This window comes from Streptomyces sp. NPDC048523 (assembly GCF_043199815.1).
Taxonomy (GTDB): domain Bacteria; phylum Actinomycetota; class Actinomycetes; order Streptomycetales; family Streptomycetaceae; genus Streptomyces.
In genome coordinates, this window is the sequence record NZ_JBICWQ010000002.1 from 1,212,636 (window position 1) to 1,233,676 (window position 21,041).

Consider the following 21,041-nt stretch of genomic DNA (forward strand, 5'->3'; position numbering starts at 1 on the left):
TCGGCTCTCGTTAATTAGGTTAGGCTTACCTAAGTTGAAGCCGGGGTACCGCCCCGCTCCTGCCCCGTCCCGCATGGATTTCCCCACCGGAGGGCCCCCACATGCGCTCGCACCTGCTCAATGACACGACCGCGGAGAGCTACCGCCGCTCCGTGACCGAAGGAATCGAGCGGGTGGCGGCCAAACTCGCCACCACCACCAGGCCGTTCACCGGCATCACCGTCGACGCCCTCTCCCCCCGCATCGACGGGATCGACCTCGACAAGCCCCTGCTGGACACCACGGCGGTGCTCGACGAGCTGGAGGACGTCTACCTGCGGGACGCGGTCTACTTCCACCATCCCCGCTACCTCGCCCACCTCAACTGCCCGGTCGTTATCCCGGCCGTGCTCGGCGAGGCCATCCTCTCCGCCGTCAACTCCTCCCTGGACACCTGGGACCAGTCGGCCGGCGGCACCCTCATCGAGCGCAAGCTGATCGACTGGACGACCGCACGCATCGGACTGGGCCCGGTCGCCGACGGCGTGTTCACCTCGGGCGGGACACAGTCCAACCTCCAGGCGCTGCTGCTGGCCCGCGAGGAGGCGAAGACCGACTCCCTGGCGAGGCTGCGCGTCTTCGCCTCCGAGGTCAGCCACTTCAGCGTCAAGAAGTCGGCCAAACTGCTCGGCCTCGGCCAGGACGCCGTGGTCTCGATCCCCGTCGACCACGACAAGCGGATGCAGACCGTCGCCCTCGCCCGTGAGCTGGAGCGCTGCCGTCGCGACGGCCTGGTCCCGATGGCCGTCGTCGCCACCGCCGGCACCACCGACTTCGGCTCCATCGACCCGCTGCCCGAGATCGCCGAGCTGTGCGAGCAGTACGGCGCCTGGATGCACGTGGACGCCGCCTACGGCTGCGGACTGCTCGCCTCGGTCAAGTACCGGGACCGCATCGACGGCATCGAGCGGGCCGACTCGGTCACCGTCGACTACCACAAGTCCTTCTTCCAGCCGGTGAGTTCGTCCGCCGTGCTGGTCCGCGACTCCTCGACCCTGCGTCACGCCACCTACCACGCGGAGTACCTCAATCCGCGCCGCATGGTGCAGGAACGTATCCCCAATCAGGTGGACAAGTCCCTCCAGACCACCCGCCGTTTCGACGCGCTCAAGCTGTGGATGACCCTGCGCGTCATGGGCGCCGACGGCATCGGGCAGCTCTTCGACGAGGTCTGCGACCTGGCCGTCGAGGGCTGGAAACTGCTCGCCGCCGACCCGCGCTTCGACGTGGTCGTCGCACCGAGTCTGTCCACGCTCGTCTTCCGCTACATCCCGGCCTCGGTCACCGACCCGGCCGAGATCGACCGCGCCAACCTGTACGCCCGCAAGGCCCTGTTCGCCTCCGGCGACGCGGTGGTCGCGGGCACGAAGGTCCAGGGCCGTCACTACCTGAAGTTCACCCTGCTCAACCCCGAGACGACGGCCGAGGACATCTCGGCCGTCCTCGACCTGATCGCCGGCCACGCCGAGCAGTACCTGGGAGAGTCCCTTGACCGCGCGTCCTGAAACCCCGTCCAAGACCTACGACTTCGTGGGCATCGGGCTGGGCCCCTTCAACCTCGGCCTGGCCTGCCTCACCGAGCCCATCCCCGAACTCGACGGCGTCTTCCTGGACTCGAAGCCCGACTTCGAGTGGCATGCCGGCATGTTCCTGGACGGCGCCCACCTCCAGACCCCGTTCATGTCGGATCTGGTCACCCTCGCCGACCCGACCTCGCCGTACTCCTTCCTCAACTACCTGAAGGAGAAGGGCCGGCTGTACTCGTTCTACATCCGCGAGAACTTCTATCCGCTGCGGGTGGAGTACGACGACTACTGCCGCTGGGCCGCGAACAAACTGACCAGTGTCCGCTTCAACACGACGGTCACCGAGGTGACGTACGAGAGCGAGCTCTACGTCGTGAAGACCGCGGCCGGTGAGGAGTTCCGCGCCCGCCACCTGGTCCTCGGCACCGGCACCCCGCCGTACATCCCGGAGGCCTGCCAGGGACTGGGCGGCGACTTCATCCACAACTCCCGCTATGTGCAGCACCGAAGCGAGCTGGTGAAGAAGGAGTCGATCACCCTCGTCGGCTCGGGTCAGTCCGCCGCCGAGATCTACTACGACCTCCTCGGCGAGATCGACGTCCACGGCTACCGGCTGAACTGGGTGACCCGCTCCCCGCGCTTCTTCCCGCTCGAATACACCAAGCTCACGCTGGAGATGACCTCCCCGGAGTACATCGACTACTACCGCGAGCTGCCCGAGGCCACCCGCTACCGGCTCACCGCCGAGCAGAAGGGCCTGTTCAAGGGCATCGACGGCGACCTCATCAACGAGATCTTCGACCTGCTCTACCAGAAGAACCTCGGCGGCCCGGTCCCCACCCGGCTGCTCACCAACTCCTCGCTGAACAGCGCGCGTCACGAGAACGGCACGTACACGCTCGCCTTCCGCCAGGAGGAGCAGGAGAAGGACTTCGAGATCGAGTCGCAGGGCCTCGTCCTCGCGACCGGCTACAAGTACGCCGAGCCGGACTTCCTGACCCCGGTCAAGGACCGCCTGGTGTACGACTCCCACGGCAACTTCGACGTGTCCCGCACCTACGCGATCGACGTCACGGGCAGAGGCGTCTTCCTCCAGAACGCCGGTGTCCACACCCACAGCATCACCAGCCCCGACCTGGGCATGGGCGCCTACCGCAACAGCTGCATCATCCGAGAGCTGCTCGGCACCGAGTACTACCCGGTCGAGAAGACGATCGCGTTCCAGGAGTTTTCCGCATGAGCAGGACGACCTTCACCTTCCGCCCCCTCGACCCCCTGAAGGACGCCGAGCTGCTGCACGGCTGGGTCACCCACCCCAAGGCCGCGTTCTGGATGATGCAGGACGCGAAACTGGAGGACGTCGAGCGCGCGTACATGGACATCGCGGCCGACGAGCACCACCACGCGCTGCTGGGTCTCGACGAGGACGGCGAGCCCGCGTTCCTGATGGAGAAGTACGACCCCGCCCACCGCGAACTGGTGGGGCTGTACGAGCCTCGGCCCGGTGACATCGGCATGCACTTCCTGACCCCGGCGACCGACCGGCCCGTCCACGGCTTCACGCGGTCCGTCATCACCGCCGTGATGGCCCACCTTTTCGAGGACCCGGCCGTCGAACGGGTCGTCGTGGAGCCGGACGTCTCCAACAAGGCCGTCCACGCCTTGAACGAGGCGGTCGGGTTCGTGCCCGAGCGCGAGATCCAGAAGCCGGAGAAGAAGGCCCTGTTGAGCTTCTGCACGCGGGAGCGCTTCTTTGAAATTCAACACAGCGTGGCGGCGACGGGAGTGTCCGCATGAGCCTCGCCGACGCCGTGGCCCACCTCTCCCCCGCGCATTGGGACGTGGCCAACCGCCTGCTGGTCCGCAAGGCCCTCGCCGAGTTCGCGCACGAGCGGCTGATCGAGCCCGAGGAGACCGACAAGGACCAGTACGTCGTCCGCAGCGACGACGGCAAGACCCGCTACGACTTCACAGCCGTCCGTCGCGCCCTGGACCACTGGCAGGTCGACGCCGACTCCATCACCCGGCACCGCGACGGCACCGAACTCCCCCTCGCCGCCCTGGACTTCTTCATCGAGCTGAAGCAGACCCTGGGCCTGAGCGACGAGATCCTGCCCGTCTACCTGGAGGAGATCTCCTCCACCCTCTCGGGCACCTGCTACAAGCTCACCAAACCCCCGGTCCCGGTCGCCGAGCTCACGAAGAGCTCCTTCCAGGACATCGAGACCGGCATGACCGAGGGCCACCCCTGCTTCGTCGCGAACAACGGACGGCTCGGCTTCGGCATCCACGAGTACCTCTCGTACGCCCCCGAGACCGCGAGCCCGGTCCGCCTGGTCTGGCTCGCCGCGCACCGCTCGCGCGCCGCGTTCACGGCCGGGGTCGGCATCGAGTACGAGTCCTTCGTCCGCCAGGAGCTGGGCGAGGACACCGTCGAGCGCTTCCACGGCGTCCTGCGCGACAAGGGCCTGGATCCGGCCGACTACCTCCTCATACCGGTCCACCCCTGGCAGTGGTGGAACAAGCTCACCGTCACCTTCGCCGCCGAGGTCGCCCGCGGACTGCTGGTCTGTCTCGGCGAGGGCGACGACGAGTACCTGGCCCAGCAGTCCATCCGGACCTTCTTCAACCGGTCCCACCCCGAGAAGCACTACGTGAAGACGGCCCTGTCCGTCCTCAACATGGGCTTCATGCGCGGACTGTCGGCCGCGTACATGGAGGCGACCCCGGCCATCAACGACTGGCTCGCCGGCCTCATCGAGGGCGACCCGGTACTGAAGTCGACGGGCCTGACGATCATCCGTGAGCGGGCGGCCGTGGGCTACCGGCACCTGGAGTACGAGCAGGCGACCGACCGCTACTCGCCGTACCGCAAGATGCTGGCCGCGCTGTGGCGCGAGAGCCCGGTCCCGTCCCTCCAGGACGGCGAGTCGCTCGCCACCATGGCCTCCCTGGTCCACATCGACCACGAGGGCCGGTCCTTCGCGGGCGCCCTCATCGAGCGGTCGGGGCTCACCCCGACGGACTGGCTGCGCCGCTACCTCCGCGCCTACTACACCCCGTTGCTGCACAGCTTCTACGCCTACGACCTGGTGTTCATGCCGCACGGCGAGAACGTCATCCTGGTCCTGCAGGACGGCGTGGTCGAGCGGGCGATCTACAAGGACATCGCCGAGGAGATCGCCGTCATGGACCCGGAGGCGGTACTGCCGCCGGCGGTCGAGCGGCTGCGCGTGGAGGTCCCCGACGACAAGAAGCTGCTCTCCATCTTCACGGACGTCTTCGACTGCTTCTTCCGCTTCCTCGCCGCGAACCTCGCCACCGAGGGAATCCTGGAGGAGGAGGACTTCTGGCGCACGGTCGCCGAGGTCACCCGCGACTACCAGCGCACGGTGCCGGAACTGGCGGACAAGTTCGCGCAGTACGACATGTTCGCGCCCGAGTTCGCCCTGTCCTGCCTCAACCGCCTCCAGCTGCGGAACAACCGGCAGATGGTCGACCTCGCGGACCCGTCCGGCGCGCTCCAGCTGGTCGGCACGCTGCACAACCCCATCGCGGGCCTGTAGGAGGCCCCAACTGACAGGCGGGGCCCGGGAGTACGGTCCTCCCGGGCCCCGTCCCCGACTACTTGGCCCGGCGTGCCACCGTGAAGTGGTCGATGCGGTCACCGGTCTCGGCGATGCCCGACACCTTCAGCTTGGCGTAGTGGCCCTTCGCCGCGGGCTCCACGTCCACGCGCAGGAACGAGTAGTTGAGGTAGCGCACCCGGGACCAGGCGACGGTCTCGTTGACCTTGCCGTCCTTGGTGTTGATGAAGGAGGCGACGGATTCCTGCTCGTTGAGGTGCCCCTCGTAGGAGTCCGGCGCGGAGAAGGCGTACAGGCTGCGGCCCGCGGCGCCCGCGGTGACGTAGACGACCCCCTCGGTCTCGGGGTACGCAGTCCCGCCGATCGGGAGCTTCTTGGCGACCTTGTCGCCCTTGATGACGTCGGTGCGCTCGTACTGGTGGTTGTGACCGTTGATGATCAGGTCCACCGTGTACTTCTCGAACAGCGGCACCCACTCCTGGCGCACGCCCCCCTCCGAGGCGTGCGCGGTGGAGGTGCAGTAGGCGCAGTGGTGGAAGAACACGATGATGAAGTCGATGTCCTTCGCGGCCCGGTACTTCTTCAGCTGCCCCTCGAACCAGGTGGTCTGGGTGCCGCCGGAGATGCCGAGGTTGGCCGGGATCTCGAAGGAGACGTCGTTCGGGTCCAGCGAGATGATCGCCGTGTTGCCGTGGACGAAGGAGTAGACGCCCGGCAGGTGCTTCTTGTCCGGCCCGTTGTCGGGGAGGGTGAAGCGGGCCTCCTCGCCGCCGTATCCGTTGGGCGAGTACCAGGCCTCCATGTCGTGGTTGCCGTAACTCACCATCCACGGCACGGACTTGGCGACCGACTCGGTCTGGGCGAGGAACTGGTCCCACACCCGCGAGTCGAAGCCGGTGTCGGCGGACTTGCCCTGGCCGGCCGGGTCGGCGTAGGCGATGTCGCCGGCGTGCAGGTGGAAGGCCGGGTTCTGGCCGAGGAGCAGGCTGTCGTTGGCCAGGCCGTGGTAGCCGACGCCCTGGTCGCCGAAGGCCGTGAAGGTGAACGGCTTCTTGTGGGCGGGCGCGGTGGTGAAGGTGCCCAGGGTGCCGGCCAGGTGCGGCTCGGCGGGGTCGAAGCCCTGGTGGCCGACGCCGTAGTAGTAGGTCTGGCCGGGGCGGAGGTGGCTCAGTTTGGCGTGCAGGTAGTACTGGGTGTGGTCGGCGCTCGCGCCCACACCGGCCGGGGTGTACAGGGTGCGCACCTCGGCCTCGATCTTGCGGGAGAGGTCCCAGGGGCGGGCGCCGATCCGGATGAACGGCTTCTTGACCGCGACCGGCACCTGCCAGGAGACGGTCATCTCGGTGCGCGCGTCGTTGCCGTAGGCGAGGTGACGGCCGAAGGGGGCGACGAGGGCGCCGTCGACGCTCTCGGTGGCGGGAAAAGTCCGGGTCGGCGTGGCGGCCTGGGCGACAGCACCCGGCACGAACGCGCCACCCACGACGGCGCCGAGCGTGACGGTGCCGCCCCTGATCATGGTGCGCCGGGAGAACTTGGTGTGCAGGTACTCGTGCTGCTCGGCCATGCTCATGCGCTCGGCGAGCTCGTCGGGTACTCCCATGCGAGGAATGTCCATGGCGTCTGAAACTCGTCTGTCGGGGCAACGGGGTGTAGGACACAGGGTGGACAGCTCGCGAACAGACGTTCATAAGAACATCAACAGCCACTTGCCCGATATCGGGCAGAATTCTTGCGAAACGGCTTCCGGTCCCCCAGGATCTACCGGGTGCACGACGAACTTGTTGATCATCTGACGCGGTCCACGCCCCTCAGCCGGGGCGAGGCGCTGCGCGTGATCCAGGACGTGCTCGCCTTCTTCGACGAGACGACGGAGGACTACGTCCGTCGCCGCCACCGCGAACTCCAGGCCCAGGGCCTGGTGAACGCGGAGATCTTCGAACGGATCGAGGCGGATCTGAAATACCGAGCGGTGGCGCCGCCGGAGCTGACGCTGAGGCAGCTGCGCCGCATGGTCTACGGCTAGGGGACACAGCTATATGTGCGGAATTGTCGGATACATCGGGAAGCGTGATGTCGCCCCGCTGCTCCTGGAGGGCCTGCAGCGCCTCGAATACCGCGGCTACGACTCGGCGGGCATCGTCGTCACCTCGCCGAAGACGGCCGGGCTGAAGATGGTCAAGGCCAAGGGCCGGGTGCGTGACCTGGAGGCCAAGGTCCCGGCCCGCTTCAAGGGCACGACCGGCATCGCCCACACCCGCTGGGCCACCCACGGCGCCCCCTCCGACGTGAACGCCCACCCGCACATGTCGGCCGACAGCAAGGTCGCCGTCGTCCACAACGGCATCATCGACAACGCCTCCGACCTGCGCCGCAAGCTGGAGGCGGACGGTGTCGAGTTCCTCTCCGAGACCGACACCGAGGTCCTCGTCCACCTCATCGCGCGCTCCCAGGCGGAGAAGCTGGAGGACAAGGTCCGCGACACCCTGCGGGTGATCGAGGGCACCTACGGCATCGCCGTGATGCACGCCGACTTCGGTGACCGCATCGTGGTGGCCCGCAACGGCTCCCCGGTCGTCCTGGGCATCGGCGAGAAGGAGATGTTCGTCGCCTCGGACATCGCCGCGCTGGTCGCCCACACCCGGCAGATCGTGACGCTGGACGACGGCGAGATGGCCACCCTCAAGGCCGACGACTTCCGCACCTACACCACGGAGGGCACCCGCACGACGGCGGAGCCCACCACCGTCGAGTGGGAGGCCGCCTCCTACGACATGGGCGGTCACGACACCTACATGCACAAGGAGATCCACGAGCAGGCCGACGCCGTGGACCGCGTGCTGCGCGGCCGCATCGACGACCGGTTCTCCACCGTGCACCTCGGCGGCCTCAACCTGGACGCCCGCGAGGCCCGGCAGATCCGCCGTGTGAAGATCCTCGGCTGCGGCACCTCGTACCACGCGGGCATGATCGGCGCCCAGATGATCGAGGAGCTGGCCCGCATCCCCGCGGACGCCGAGCCGGCCTCCGAGTTCCGCTACCGCAACGCGGTCGTCGACCCCGACACCCTCTACATCGCCGTCTCCCAGTCCGGTGAGACCTACGACGTCCTCGCGGCCGTCCAGGAGCTCAAGCGCAAGGGCGCGCGGGTCCTCGGCGTCGTGAACGTGGTGGGCTCCGCGATCGCCCGCGAGGCGGACGGCGGCATCTACGTGCACGCCGGCCCCGAGGTCTGCGTGGTCTCCACGAAGTGCTTCACCAACACCACGGTGGCCTTCGCCCTGCTCGCCCTGCACCTCGGCCGCACTCGCGACCTGTCCGTGCGGGACGGCAAGCGGATCATCGAGGGCCTGCGCAAGCTGCCCGCCCAGATCACCGAGATGCTGGAGCAGGAGGAGCACATCAAGAAGCTGGCCGAGGAGTACGCCGAGGCCCGCTCGATGCTCTTCATCGGCCGGGTGCGGGGCTACCCGGTGGCCCGCGAGGCCTCCCTGAAGCTCAAGGAGGTCTCCTACATCCACGCGGAGGCCTACCCCGCCTCCGAGCTCAAGCACGGCCCGCTGGCCCTGATCGAGCCGGCCCTGCCCACGGTGGCGATCGTCCCCGACGACGACCTCCTGGAGAAGAACCGCGCCGCCCTGGAGGAGATCAAGGCCCGCAGCGGCAGGATCCTGGCGGTCGCCCACCAGCACCAGGAGAAGGCCGACGAGACGATCGTGGTCCCCAAGAACGAGGACGAACTGGACCCCATCCTGATGGGCATCCCCCTCCAACTCCTCGCCTACCACACGGCACTTGCCCTCGGCCGGGACATCGACAAGCCGAGGAACCTCGCGAAGTCGGTCACCGTCGAGTAGCAGCCGCTCGGGCCGCACAACGAGGACGGACCCCCCGTGACGCACGGGGGGTCCGTCTCTGCTCGACGAGTGAAGAGTTACGGGATCACGATGACGGGCCGCTTCGCCCGCTTGGCGAGCCGCCCCGCGACGGAGCCGAAGATGCGCCCGACGAGGCCGTGGGTGGAGCCGACGACGATCGCGTCCGCCTCGTACTCCCGCCCCACCTCCTCGAGTTCGTGGCAGATGTCTCCGCCGCGCTCGACGAGGATCCAGGGGACCTCGGACAGATAGTCCGCACAGGCGAGTTCCAGGCCGAGCACCTCGGTGCGGTGGTCCGGCACGTCGACGAAGACCGGTGGCTCGCAGCCGGCCCACACGGTGGTGGGCAGCCGGTTGGCGACATGCACGATGATCAGGCCCGAGCCGGAGCGATGGGCCATGCCGATCGCGTACGACAGGGCGCGCTCGCTGGATGTGGAGCCGTCGAAGCCGACCACGACGCCGTGCTTGAAGGCGGGGTCGCAGGAGTGGCGTGGCTCTTCCGCCGCCAGGGGCTCGGCCGCCGTGGGGTCGGCGACAGGCCGCTTGCGGTCCGCGTGTTCGAAGAATTCGTGACCGGCCATGGCTGTCTCGGCGTTGTGATCCTTGTGTGGGAGGGACGACAGTGTGCGGCGGAGCTGTGTCCGGGAATCATCTTCCCAACCCCATACCCCCAAGGGTACGGCGCGAAGCCTCCTTCGCCCAGAGCCCGCACACCGTCCGTGGGGGTTCCAGGGAGCATGCACGAGGGGGCGCCCGTAACGCAATGGTTGCTGTCCTGTACAGGCGGTTTGCACGGGATTCACGCCCCGGCCCCCGCCCCGGACCCCCGGACGGCCCCTCGACACAGTGACCGAAGGGTCGAACAGGCGTTGAACCCGTGAGCCACGCCTCGGGGAGACGCCACAGGGAGCACGCGATGACCGGACACCGACCGCCCTCCGAAGACTCCGCCACGGACGTGGTCCGCTGGGCCGCCTTCAGCTGCGTTGTCGTCCCCGTGGTGCTCGTCTGGTACGGCACCTCACTGGCCGGCGCGACGGGCACCGCCCTCGGCCTCGCCGCCGTCACGGCCGTCTGCCGTATCCTCCTGCGCCAGTCGGAGCGCGGCGCGGCCCGCCTGCACGCCGAGGAGCCCGAGCCCCGCCGTGGCCGTCACCACAGGAGCGGTGCCGGGGCCCGTCGAGGCGGTCGTCACACCGGGGGAAATACACCGGGCGGCTGACCGGTTTCCATGCACCGCGACGATTCTTTTCAGCCAACTTCCGTGTTGGGCGTGTCCCTTGGTCCAACCACCCCCCAACCCCCGTTCCACCTGCAGGGATAGGGTCTCCGGAGCCCTGCGCACCCTACGTGGATTAGCCACTGCCACAAGGCGCACTTCCCTGCACGGCCCACGAGTGCAACGCTTCGTGATCGAATGCTTTACGCCAAGTTGCCATGTCGACAATGTGCCGGATGACGAACTGGTCACGTCGGCACCACGCAACACAGTAGATTCGATCTTGACGTCTTACGGCGGGGGACTCGTGCAGGACCGAGGGGAAACGTGCAGGAGCGACACAACCGAGGAGCCGCGACCACCGAGGGGGGCTTAGCAGTATGAGCCACGACTCCACCGCCGCGCCGGAAGCCGCGGCCCGGAAACTCTCCGGGCGACGCCGCAAGGAGATCGTCGCGGTGCTGCTGTTCAGCGGCGGCCCCATCTTCGAGAGTTCCATACCTTTGTCGGTGTTCGGGATTGACCGCCAGGACGCCGGCGTACCGCGCTACCGCCTGTTGGTGTGCGGCGGCGAGGAAGGCCCACTGCGGACCACAGGGGGCCTGGAACTCACCGCACCGCATGGCCTGGAAGCGATCTCACGAGCGGGCACGGTCGTCGTACCGGCCTGGCGCTCGATCACTTCACCGCCGCCGGAGGATGCGCTCGACGCGCTGCGCCGGGCGCACGAGGAAGGCGCCCGCATAGTCGGTCTGTGCACCGGCGCCTTCGTGCTGGCGGCCGCGGGCCTGCTGGACGGCCGCCCCGCGACGACACACTGGATGTACGCGCCGACGCTGGCCAAGCGCTACCCGTCGGTGCACGTGGATCCACGAGAACTCTTCGTGGACGACGGCGACGTACTGACCTCGGCCGGTACCGCGGCCGGAATCGACCTCTGTCTCCACATCGTGCGGACGGACCACGGCAACGAGGCGGCCGGCGCACTGGCCCGCCGACTTGTGGTCCCGCCGCGCCGCTCGGGCGGTCAGGAGCGCTATCTCGACAGGTCTTTACCAGAGGAGATCGGCGCCGACCCGCTCGCCGAGGTCGTCGCCTGGGCGCTGGAGCACCTCCACGAGCAGTTCGACGTGGAGACACTGGCGGCGCGGGCGTACATGAGCCGTCGTACGTTCGACCGCCGGTTCCGCTCACTGACGGGTTCGGCGCCACTGCAGTGGCTGATCACGCAGCGGGTGCTGCAGGCGCAGCGGCTGCTGGAGACGTCGGACTACTCGGTGGACGAGGTCGCGGGGCGCTGCGGCTTCCGCTCGCCGGTGGCGCTGCGCGGGCACTTCCGGCGGCAGCTGGGCTCGTCCCCGGCCGCCTACCGGGCCGCGTACCGGGCCCGCCGTCCGCAGGGCGACAAGCCGGTGGACAGCGACGGTCCGGTGGGGGGCCCGACGGGCCCCGCGCCCGGCGCGCCGGTACAGCTGCACCCGGAGAGCGGTCCGGTGCCGATCCAGAGCCGCCGCACCCCCGCCCCGGTGGGCCCGCACTCCGAGAACGGCCGCGAGCTGTACGTCGGCGGAGGCCGGGCGAGCCTGCCGGGCCAGCGCAGCGGCACGTGACGCCCTGACGCCGGGCGCGGCCTGTGAAGGCCGCGCCCGGCGTTTTCGGTCGCCCGGCAGCGACGCGGGGCGCCGACGCGGGGACCACAAACACAGACGTCAGCCGTAGGGTGTTCGCATGAACGATCGCATGGTGTGGATCGACTGCGAGATGACCGGCCTCTCGCTGTCCGACGACGCGCTCATCGAGGTTGCCGCCCTCGTCACCGACTCCGAGCTCAATGTGCTCGGCGACGGTGTGGACATCGTCATCCGCCCGCCGGACCAGGCGCTGGAGACGATGCCGGAGGTGGTGCGTCAGATGCACACCGCGTCCGGGCTGCTCGAGGAGCTGTCCGGCGGCACGACCCTCGCCGACGCCGAGGAGCAGGTCCTCTCCTACATCCGCGAGCACGTCAAGGAACCCGGCAAGGCCCCGCTGTGCGGCAACTCCGTGGGCACCGACCGCGGTTTCCTGCTCCGGGACATGCCCACCCTGGAGGACTACCTCCACTACCGGATCGTGGACGTCAGCTCCGTCAAGGAGCTCGCCCGTCGCTGGTACCCGCGGGCCTACTTCAACAGCCCCGACAAGAACGGCAACCACCGCGCCCTCGCCGACATCCGCGAGTCCATCGTGGAGCTGCGCTACTACCGCGAGGCGATCTTCGTCCCGCAGCCCGGACCCGACTCCGACACCGCGAAGACGATCGCCGCGAAGCACGTGCTGCCCGCGCGATAAGGCGTGCGCGAGCACCCCTTCGGACCCTGTACACTTTTTCTCGGCCGGTCAGGGAAACCAGGACAGCCGAACATGGTGGGTGTAGCTCAGCTGGTAGAGCACCTGGTTGTGGTCCAGGAAGTCGCGGGTTCAAGTCCCGTCACTCACCCCATTCACCTCAGCCGGTGACCTTGGAGACAAGGTCACCGGCTGAGGTCGTTTCAGGAACCGGACGCCTTGAGAAGGGTCCGCGCGGCCTTGCGGAAGGCCACGACCAGCCGGCTCCGCTCCTCGGCGCGGGCCGCGAGCACCACATGGGCCGGCTCGACACCGTGCAGCGGGACCGTGGTGACATCGGGGCGGAGCGTGCCAGCCCGGGGCAACGCCGTGATGGCCAGGGCCTGTCCGGAGGCGACGAGTTCGAACTTGTCCTCCAGGGCGGCGGCCAGCGGACCGTCGGGTGCGGGGCGGCCGTCCGGGCGGGGGTCGATGCGCCAGTACGCGTTCCACACCGGGTCGGCCACCCGGACCAGCGGCTCGTCGGCGATGTCGTCGAGGGTCACGGACTCCTTGCCCGCGAGACGGTGACCGACGGGGAGCACCAGGACCCGGGGCTCGTCGTAGAGGACTGTCACCTGTGCCCCGTCGGTCGGGAAGGGCAGCCGGGTCACCAGGACGTCGACCTTGAGCTCGGCCAGGGCCGTGGTCCGCTCGGCCCAGTCGACGTGCGCGGTCCTGACGTCGGCGTCCGGGAAGCGCTCGCGCAGTGCGCGCACCGCCGGGGTGACGATGATCCCCGACGTGTACCCCACGGTGATCCGGCTCGGCTCAGCGGCCGCCCGGGCAAGGCTCGCCGCCTGGGCCGCCGAGCGCAGCAGTGCCTTCGCCCGCGGCAGGAAGACCTCCCCCGCCTCGGTCAGCCGGCTCCCCTGCGGGGTGCGCTCCAACAGCCGGGCGCCCAGCTGCTGTTCGAGACGGCGGATCTGCCGGCTCAGCGACGGCTGCGTGATGTGCAGCGCGTCGGCGGCCCGCCCGAAGTGCCGGTGCTCGGCGACGGCCGTGAAGTACCGGACCAGCCGGAGGTCGAGGTCGGTCATGCCTGAAGCATACGCAGGGGTGCACGGCCGTTCTTCGGTGAAACCGGCCTCTGCCTGCTGTCATGCCTGATGTGTATTGCGTGATGCGAAACAAGCTTTGGACTGGGGCGGCCTTTTCTTCGCACGCTGAATCCCTCACTCGCCACAGCGAAGGATCACCAATGCGTGTATTTGTCACCGGCGCGACCGGCTTCGTCGGCTCCGCCGTCACCCGTGAACTGCTCGGCGCCGGGCACGAGGTCGTGGGCCTGGCCCGGTCGGAGCGGTCCGTCCAGGCGCTGAAGGCCGCGGGAGCGGAGGTGCACCGCGGGGACCTGACCGACCTCGACAGTCTGCGCCGGGGTGCCGAGGCGGCCGACGGGGTCGCCCACCTGGCGTTCATCCACGACTTCACCGACCTGACCGCCTCGGGGGAGGCCGATCTGAAGGCCATCGAGGCCATCGGCGACGTGCTCGAAGGCACCGGCAAGCCCTTCGTGGTCACCTCGGGACTGCTGACCACGCCCGGGCGCATCGGCACCGAGGAGGACCCGGCCGACCCGAACTCCCCCGGCAAGCACCGGTACGCCTCGGAGCCCGCGACGCTCGCGCTCGCCGAGCGCGGGGTGAGTTCGTCGGTGCTGAGGCTTCCCCCGAGCGTGCACGGCGAGGGCGACACCGGCTTCGTGCCCATGTTCATCGACTTCGCGCGCGGCAAGGGCGTCTCGGCCATGGTGGGTGACGGCTCCAACCACTGGGCCGCCGTCCACCGGCTCGACGCGGCCCGGCTGTTCCGGCTCGCCCTGGAGGCGGCGCCGGCGGGCGTACGGCTGCACGCGATCGGCGACGAGGCGGTGCCGTTCCGCGAGATCGCCGAGACCATCGGGCGGGGACTCGATGTGCCGGTCACGAGCGTGGCCCCCGAGGAGGCGGCGGACCACTTCGGCTGGCTCGGCCACTTCGCCGCCGTCGACATGCGGGCCTCGGGCGCACTCACACGAAAGCTGCTCGGCTGGCGGCCGGAACACCCCGCCCTGATCCCGGACCTGAAGTCCGGCCACTACTTCAGGACGGCCTGAGGCTCTCCGCCTCCAGCAGGGGAAGGGGTCAGCCTCCTGAGCGGCCCTCCGCCTCCAGCAGGGGAAGGGGTCAGGACGACGCCCGCGCCACCAGTTCCGTGGCCAGGACGACCTGCCTGCGCTCCAGCCCCCGGGAGACGGCCGGGCGGCGGTCGGCGATCTCCGTGAGGAGGAGGTCGATCATGTGGCGGCCCATCTCCTCGATGGGCTGGCGGACGCTGGTGAGGGGCGGGTCCATGTGGCGCGCTATGGCCGAGTCGTCGTAGCCGATCAGGGCCACGTCCGAGGGGATGCCGCGGCCCTCCTCGCGCAGGACCTGGCGGGCACCGGCCGCCATGACGTCCGAGCCGGCGAAGACCGCGTCCAGGTCGGGGCGGCGGGCCAGCAGCTTCGTCATCGCCCGGCGGCCGCCCTCCTCGGTGAAGTCACCGGGCTCGATCAGCCGCTCGTCCACCTCGTGGCCCGCGTCGCGCAGCGCGTCCCGGTAGCCGTCGACGCGCCGCTGGGCGCCGTACACGTCGAGGCGGCCCGTGATGTGTGCGATCGCGCGGCGGCCGCCGGCCAGCAGGTGCTCCACCGCCGAGCGGCCGCCGCCGTAGTTGTCGGAGTCCACCGACGGGAGCGTCTCGGCGGCCGAGCGCGGGCCGCTGATCACGGCCGGGATCTCCAGTTGGGACAGCAGGTCGGGGAGCGGGTCGTCGGCGTGGACCGACACCAGCAGGACGCCGTCGACCCGGTGCGCGGCCAGGTACTGGGCCAGCCTGCGGCGTTCGCGGTCGCTGCCCGCGAAGATCAGCAGGAGCTGCATCTCGGTCTCCGAGATCTCCGCGCCGACGCCCTTGAGCATGTCGGAGAAGTACGGCTCGGCGAAGAACCGGGTCTCCGGTTCGGGCACGACCAGTGCGATCGCGTCCGTACGGTTGGCCGCCAGGGCACGCGCGGCCGTGTTCGGGACGTACCCGAGCTCCGCCACCGCCGCCTCGACCGCCGCCCGGGTGGCGTCACTGACCCGGGGCGAACCGTTGATCACCCGGGAAACGGTCCCCCGGCCCACGCCGGCGCGCGCGGCGACCTCTTCGAGGGTGGGCCGGCCACCGCTTCGACTCCGCGCTCCGTGGCTTGCCATGGGCTCCGCCTCCCCGCCGTCTTTCTTAGCTGGCCTGGAATCTAACAGTCCTGCCTGATGAGGTGGACGTCACCGGTGGCTGTGAGCTCCAGAGCCCCGCCGCGGCCCGGAAAGGACCCTGCCCGCACTCCCCGGGCGGGCCGAGGCGTTCCAGTTAACGGGCTGATAACTGAACGCACCTCTCCGCGTCGACGCCCTTGACACCCTCGCTCCAACCCGCGAACCTTCAACACATCACCGGTGGGAGCGCTCCCACGGTACCTGACACATAAACATCCCGCACGTTCCCCGCCCGAGCCGCAGCTTAGAACTAACGGGCCCAACAACGCAGTTGGCCGGGGGGTCGGCACGTCAGGGCAACAGGAGGACGCAATGCGAGCACGTACCCGAACCGCCCGCAACAGGGTGGTTGTCCTCGCGGCCGTCGCGTCGCTGGGCGCCGGGCTGCTGGCCGGCTGTGCCGACGACGGCAACGACGACGGCGGTTCGTCGTCGGACGGCGGCGGCGGCAAGACCACGATCACCCTCGGCCTCTTCGGCACCCAGGGCTTCAAGGAGGCCGGGCTCTACAAGGAGTACGAGAAGCTCCACCCGGACATCAAGATCCAGGAGAACGTGGTCGAGCGGAACGAGAACTACTACCCGGCTCTCGTCAACCACCTCACCACCAACAGCGGTCTCCTGGACGTGCAGGCCATCGAGGTCGGCAACATCGCCGAGGTCGTCTCCACCAACGCGGACAAGCTGGTGGACATGTCCAAGGTCGCCGGGGTGGACAAGAGCAAGTGGGTGGACTGGAAGTGGCAGCAGGCCACCACCAAGGACGGCCAGACCATCGGCCTCGGCACCGACATCGGCCCGATGGCGATCTGCTACCGCAAGGACCTCTTCCAGCAGGCCGGTCTGCCCACCGACCGCGAAGAGGTCGGCAACCTGTGGGCGGGCGACTGGAACAAGCTCGTCAACGCGGGTGCGACCTACAAGAAGAAGGCCCCCGCGGGCACCACCTTCATGGACTCGCCCGGCGGTCTGCTCAACGCGATCGTCAGCAGTGAGAAGGACAAGTACTACGACGCCTCCGGCGAGGTCATCTACAAGTCGAACCCGGCCATCAAGAACGCCTTCGACCTGACCGCGAAGGCCGCCAAGGACGGACTGGTCGGAGCGCAGACGCAGTTCCAGCCGGCCTGGGACACGACGATCGCCAAGAGCAAGTTCGCCGCGATCGCCTGCCCGCCGTGGATGCTCGGCTACCTCAAGGGCAAGTCGGCTCCCGAGTCCGCCGGCAAGTGGGACGTGGCCGCCGCGCCCAAGTCCGGCAACTGGGGCGGCACCTTCCTGTCCGTGCCCAAGAGCGGCAAGCACGTGAAGGAGGCGGAGAAGCTGATCACCTGGCTGACCGCGCCGGAGCAGCAGGCCAAGCTGTTCAGCGTGCAGGGCAGCTTCCCGAGCTCGTCCGCCGCCTACGACCTGCCCCTGGTCACCGACGCGAAGAACACGATGACCGGTGACGCGCCCATCGGCAAGATCTTCGCCGAGGCCGCCAAGGCCATCCCGACGCAGGTGATCGGCCCGAAGGACCAGATCATCCAGCAGGGTCTGACCGACAACGGCGTCATCCTCGTCACGAAGGGCAAGTCGGCCAAGGAAGCCTGGGAGACGGCCACCAAGACCATCGACAACAACCTGGAGAAGTGACCGGTATGGCCACCCGGCACGACACCGCCGCGCTCCCCCTCAAGGAGGGGGGCGCGGCCCCGGGCCGCCCGCCCGCGGACGCCGTACCCGACGACAAGGACCGGCGGCGCCGGGCGCGGCTGTCCCGCCGCTGGCAGCGGGACATGCGCTGGAGCCCGTACGCGTTCGTCTCGCCGTTCTTCCTGCTGTTCCTCGCGTTCGGCCTGTTCCCGCTGATCTACACGGGCTGGGCCTCGCTGCACACGGTGGAACTGACCGACCCGACCGACATGCAGTGGGCGGGCCTGCGCAATTACACCCGGATCTTCGACGACGACTTCTTCTGGAACGCGGCGAAGAACACCCTGACCATCGGCATCATCTCCACCGTCCCGCAGCTGGCGATGGCGATGGGCCTGGCGCACATACTCAACTACAAGCTGCGCGCGTCGACCTTCTACCGGGTCGTGATGCTCGCGCCGTACGCGACCTCGATCGCCGCCGCCTCGCTGGTGTTCGTGCTGCTCTTCGGCCGCGACTACGGCATGATCAACTGGGGCCTGCACTTCGTCGGGATCGACGCCATCGACTGGCAGAACGACAAGTGGCCCTCGCAGATAGCCGTGTCGTCGATCGTCATCTGGCGCTGGACCGGCTACAACGCGCTGATCTACCTGGCGGCGATGCAGGCGATCCCGCAGGACCTGTACGAGTCGGCGGCCCTGGACGGAGCCAGCCGCTGGAAGCAGTTCCTCCACGTCACGCTGCCCTCGCTGCGGCCGACGATCCTGTTCACCGTCGTCGTCTCGACGATCGGGGCGAGCCAGGTGTTCGGCGAGCCGCTGCTGTTCGACGCCAACAAGGGCGCGTCCGGCGGCGCCGAGCACCAGTTCCAGACGCTCGGGCTGTATCTGTACGAGCAGGGCTGGGTGAACATGCACCTGGGCCGCGCCTCCGCGATCGCCTGGACGATGTTCCTGATCCTCATCCTGATCGGGATCGTCAATTACGTCATCTCGCGCCGGCTGCGCGCCAGTAGTTAAGGAGACCGGCCGTGACGACGACCCTGACGAAACCCGCGGCGGACGCGGATCCCCAGCCCCCGAAGCGGGTGCGCCGGCCCAAGTCGGCCCGTGCGGGCGGGCAGATGCACGCGGGGCCCATCGCGTACGTCATCCTCGCCCTGTTCACCATCGGCTCGCTGCTGCCGCTGGTGTGGACGGCGATCGCCGCCTCGCGCGACAACCAGCGGCTGGCGCAGACCCCGCCGCCGTTCTGGTTCGGCGGCAACCTCTTCCACAATCTCGACATCGCCTGGAACGACGCCAACCTGGGCGAGGCGTTCATCAACACCACGTTCGTGGCCGGTGTGTCGGCGCTGACCATCGTCTTCCTGTCCACGATCGCCGGGTTCGCCTTCGCCAAGCTGCGCTTCAGAGGCCGTGGCGCGATGATGCTGATCGTCGTCGGCACGATGATGGTGCCGCCGCAGCTGAGCATCATCCCCCTGTACATGATGGTCGCCAAGTTCGACTGGACGGACCAGCTCCAGGCGGTGATCCTTCCCTCGCTGGTGAGCGCGTTCGGCGTGTTCTTCATGCGGCAGTACCTGATCCAGGCGCTGCCCGACGAGATCATCGAGGCGGCCCGGGTGGACGGTGCCGGCAGCTGGCGGGTGGTGTGGCACGTCGTGTTCCCCGCCGCCCGGCCGGCGATGGCCGTCCTCGGCATGCTGATGTTCGTGCAGACGTGGAACGACTTCCTGTGGCCGTTCCTGGTGCTGACCCAGAACGGCAACCCGACCGTGCAGGTCGCGGTCGCACAGCTCGGCCGCGGCTACACGCCGGACCAGTCCCTGATCATGGCGGGCGCGCTGCTCGGCACGCTGCCGCTGCTGCTGGTCTTCGCGATCTTCGGCAAGCAGATCGTGGGCGGCATCATGCAGGGTGCCGTGAAGGGCTGACCTCGTACGTCTTGGGGATCTCGCTGCAGGGGGCCGGGGCTCCGTCGCCTCGGCCCCTCCCATCCCCTCCCCTCCCCCTCTACCAGTAGGTCTCACGACCTCCAATGGGAGCGCTTCCATGCTTGAGTCCGCTACGCCGGTGACCCCGGTGACCTTTCCCCCCGCCTTCCTGTGGGGCGCCGCGACCTCCGCCTACCAGATCGAGGGGGCGGTGCGGGAGGACGGCCGTACGCCCTCCATCTGGGACACCTTCAGCCATACCCCGGGCAAGACGGCCGGCGGCGACCACGGTGACATCGCTGTCGACCACTACCACCGCTACCGCGACGACGTGGCGCTCATGGCCGATCTGGGCCTGACGGCGTACCGCTTCTCGGTCTCCTGGTCCCGGGTGCAGCCGACCGGCCGCGGCCCCGCGGTCCAGCGGGGTCTGGACTTCTACCGCCGGCTGGTGGACGAGCTCCTCGCGCACGGCATCAAGCCGGCCGTGACGCTCTACCACTGGGACCTGCCCCAGGAGCTGGAGGACGCGGGCGGCTGGCCGGAGCGCGACACCGCGTACCGCTTCGCCGAGTACGCGCAGATCGTCGGGGAGGCGCTCGGCGACCGGGTCGAGCAGTGGATCACCCTCAACGAGCCCTGGTGCGCGGCCTTCCTGGGCTACGCCTCCGGGGTGCACGCGCCGGGCCGTACCGACCCCGCGGCCTCACTGCGGGCGGCGCACACGCTGAACCTGGCGCACGGCCTGGGCACTTCGGCCCTACGCGCGTCGATGCCGGCCCGCAACTCGGTGGCCCTCAGCCTCAACTCCTCGGTCGTCCGGCCCTTCTCGCAGGACGCGGCGGACCTGGCGGCGGCGCAGAAGATCGACGACCTGGCCAACGGGGTCTTCCACGGGCCGATCCTGCACGGCGCGTATCCGCAGACGCTGTTCACGGCGACGGAGCTGATCACGGACTGGTCGTTCGTCGAGGACGGCGATCTCGCCCTGATCAACCAGCCCCTGGACGCGCTGGGCCTCAACTACTACACGCCGGCACTGGTGTCGTCCGCCGACGCGGACACCAGCGGGCCGCGCGCCGACGGGCACGGCAGCAGTGCGCACTCCCCGTGGCCCGGGGCGGACGACGTCACGTTCCACCAGACCCCCGGCGAGCGCACGGAGATGGGCTGGACGATCGACCCGACGGGCCTGCACGACCTGATCATGCGCTACACGCGCGAGGCGCCGGGCCTGCCGCTGTACATCACGGAGAACGGCGCGGCCTACGACGACAAGCCCGACCCCGACGGCCGTGTCCACGACCCCGAGCGGATCGGCTACCTACACGGCCACCTCGCCGCGGTCCGCCGCGCGATCGCCGACGGCGCGGATGTCCGCGGCTACTACCTGTGGTCCCTGCTGGACAACTTCGAGTGGGCGTACGGCTACGAGAAGCGCTTCGGCGCGGTCTACGTCGACTACACCACGCTGGAACGGACACCCAAGTCCAGCGCCCTCTGGTACGGCCGGGCGGCCCGCACGGGCACGCTCCCGGAGGTCCACAGCATCCAGTAGCCA

Annotated in this window: 18 protein-coding genes and 1 tRNA gene; 15 read left to right on the forward strand and 4 right to left on the reverse strand. The window is 69.0% G+C overall.

The window, feature by feature from the left end:
- The first annotated feature begins 101 nt into the window (after window positions 1–101).
- The 4 genes from desA to ACGFWE_RS14535 are packed head-to-tail and all read left to right on the forward strand — an operon-like array spanning window position 102 to window position 5,131.
- Window positions 102–1,544 carry a lysine decarboxylase DesA gene (gene desA / locus ACGFWE_RS14520; protein ID WP_352384267.1) on the forward strand — a complete coding sequence of 481 codons (1,443 nt, stop codon included), beginning with the start codon at window positions 102–104 and terminating at the stop codon, window positions 1,542–1,544.
- Window positions 1,528–2,805, forward strand: a complete 1,278-nt coding sequence (locus ACGFWE_RS14525) for a lysine N(6)-hydroxylase/L-ornithine N(5)-oxygenase family protein (RefSeq protein ID WP_393600070.1) — start codon at window positions 1,528–1,530, stop codon at window positions 2,803–2,805. The genes desA and ACGFWE_RS14525 overlap by 17 nt, the downstream gene beginning before the upstream one ends.
- A complete protein-coding gene (locus tag ACGFWE_RS14530) occupies window positions 2,802–3,362 on the forward strand; it encodes a GNAT family N-acetyltransferase (protein WP_352384270.1) in 561 nt (186 codons plus the stop codon). Before ACGFWE_RS14525 ends, ACGFWE_RS14530 begins: the two co-directional genes overlap by 4 nt.
- Window positions 3,359–5,131 carry an IucA/IucC family protein gene (locus ACGFWE_RS14535; RefSeq protein ID WP_393600071.1) on the forward strand — a complete coding sequence of 591 codons (1,773 nt, stop codon included), beginning with the start codon at window positions 3,359–3,361 and terminating at the stop codon, window positions 5,129–5,131. The genes ACGFWE_RS14530 and ACGFWE_RS14535 overlap by 4 nt, the downstream gene beginning before the upstream one ends.
- Window positions 5,132–5,189: 58 nt before the next feature.
- Here ACGFWE_RS14535 and ACGFWE_RS14540 read toward each other — a convergent pair whose 3' ends face one another.
- Window positions 5,190–6,752, reverse strand: coding sequence for a purple acid phosphatase family protein (locus ACGFWE_RS14540; RefSeq protein WP_393600072.1), 1,563 nt, complete (start codon window positions 6,750–6,752; stop codon window positions 5,190–5,192).
- A gap of 165 nt (window positions 6,753–6,917) precedes the next feature.
- Here ACGFWE_RS14540 and ACGFWE_RS14545 point away from each other — a divergent pair, with 165 nt between their 5' ends.
- Together ACGFWE_RS14545 and glmS are read left to right on the forward strand one after the other, a co-directional pair.
- Window positions 6,918–7,175, forward strand: a complete 258-nt coding sequence (locus tag ACGFWE_RS14545; protein WP_352384276.1) for a hypothetical protein — start codon at window positions 6,918–6,920, stop codon at window positions 7,173–7,175.
- A 13-nt stretch (window positions 7,176–7,188) separates the two neighbouring features.
- Complete coding sequence (gene glmS, locus ACGFWE_RS14550) at window positions 7,189–9,006, forward strand: glutamine--fructose-6-phosphate transaminase (isomerizing) (protein ID WP_352384278.1); 1,818 nt, start codon at window positions 7,189–7,191, stop codon at window positions 9,004–9,006.
- A gap of 77 nt (window positions 9,007–9,083) precedes the next feature.
- On the opposite strand, the gene ACGFWE_RS14555 is transcribed toward glmS, so the two are convergent.
- A complete protein-coding gene (locus tag ACGFWE_RS14555; RefSeq protein WP_393600073.1) occupies window positions 9,084–9,611 on the reverse strand; it encodes a universal stress protein in 528 nt (175 codons plus the stop codon).
- A 335-nt stretch (window positions 9,612–9,946) separates the two neighbouring features.
- Between ACGFWE_RS14555 and ACGFWE_RS14560 the strand changes: the two genes are divergently transcribed.
- The 4 genes from ACGFWE_RS14560 (at window position 9,947) to ACGFWE_RS14575 (ending at window position 12,731) form a co-directional block, all read left to right on the forward strand.
- Entirely contained in the window at window positions 9,947–10,252 is a 306-nt protein-coding gene (locus ACGFWE_RS14560) for a hypothetical protein (protein WP_352384281.1), read from the forward strand.
- 377 nt (window positions 10,253–10,629) lie between these two features.
- Window positions 10,630–11,859, forward strand: coding sequence for a helix-turn-helix domain-containing protein (locus tag ACGFWE_RS14565; protein WP_352384283.1), 1,230 nt, complete (start codon window positions 10,630–10,632; stop codon window positions 11,857–11,859).
- A 118-nt stretch (window positions 11,860–11,977) separates the two neighbouring features.
- Window positions 11,978–12,580, forward strand: a complete 603-nt coding sequence (orn, locus tag ACGFWE_RS14570) for an oligoribonuclease (RefSeq protein ID WP_352384285.1) — start codon at window positions 11,978–11,980, stop codon at window positions 12,578–12,580.
- 75 nt (window positions 12,581–12,655) lie between these two features.
- Window positions 12,656–12,731, forward strand: a tRNA-His gene (locus ACGFWE_RS14575).
- A 49-nt stretch (window positions 12,732–12,780) separates the two neighbouring features.
- Here ACGFWE_RS14575 and ACGFWE_RS14580 read toward each other — a convergent pair.
- Window positions 12,781–13,656, reverse strand: a complete 876-nt coding sequence (locus tag ACGFWE_RS14580; protein ID WP_393600074.1) for a LysR family transcriptional regulator — start codon at window positions 13,654–13,656, stop codon at window positions 12,781–12,783.
- A 161-nt stretch (window positions 13,657–13,817) separates the two neighbouring features.
- Between ACGFWE_RS14580 and ACGFWE_RS14585 the strand changes: the two genes are divergently transcribed.
- Window positions 13,818–14,714: an SDR family oxidoreductase gene (locus ACGFWE_RS14585; protein WP_393600075.1), complete on the forward strand. Its 897-nt coding sequence runs from the start codon at window positions 13,818–13,820 to the stop codon at window positions 14,712–14,714.
- Window positions 14,715–14,784: 70 nt separating this feature from the next.
- Here the strand turns inward: ACGFWE_RS14585 and ACGFWE_RS14590 are convergent, their stop codons facing one another.
- Window positions 14,785–15,840, reverse strand: a complete 1,056-nt coding sequence (locus ACGFWE_RS14590) for a LacI family DNA-binding transcriptional regulator (protein WP_057609685.1) — start codon at window positions 15,838–15,840, stop codon at window positions 14,785–14,787.
- Window positions 15,841–16,212: 372 nt separating this feature from the next.
- On the opposite strand from ACGFWE_RS14590, the gene ACGFWE_RS14595 reads away from it, so the two are divergent.
- From ACGFWE_RS14595 to ACGFWE_RS14610, 4 genes are all read left to right on the forward strand, one after another.
- Window positions 16,213–17,538, forward strand: a complete 1,326-nt coding sequence (locus tag ACGFWE_RS14595; protein ID WP_352384292.1) for an ABC transporter substrate-binding protein — start codon at window positions 16,213–16,215, stop codon at window positions 17,536–17,538.
- Between the two features lie 5 nt (window positions 17,539–17,543).
- Window positions 17,544–18,560: a sugar ABC transporter permease gene (locus ACGFWE_RS14600; RefSeq protein ID WP_352384391.1), complete on the forward strand. Its 1,017-nt coding sequence runs from the start codon at window positions 17,544–17,546 to the stop codon at window positions 18,558–18,560.
- A gap of 11 nt (window positions 18,561–18,571) precedes the next feature.
- Window positions 18,572–19,480, forward strand: a complete 909-nt coding sequence (locus ACGFWE_RS14605; RefSeq protein ID WP_352384294.1) for a carbohydrate ABC transporter permease — start codon at window positions 18,572–18,574, stop codon at window positions 19,478–19,480.
- Window positions 19,481–19,598: 118 nt separating this feature from the next.
- On the forward strand, window positions 19,599–21,038 hold the full coding sequence (locus ACGFWE_RS14610; protein WP_352384296.1) for a GH1 family beta-glucosidase: 1,440 nt from the start codon (window positions 19,599–19,601) through the stop codon (window positions 21,036–21,038).
- Window positions 21,039–21,041 lie beyond the last annotated feature (3 nt).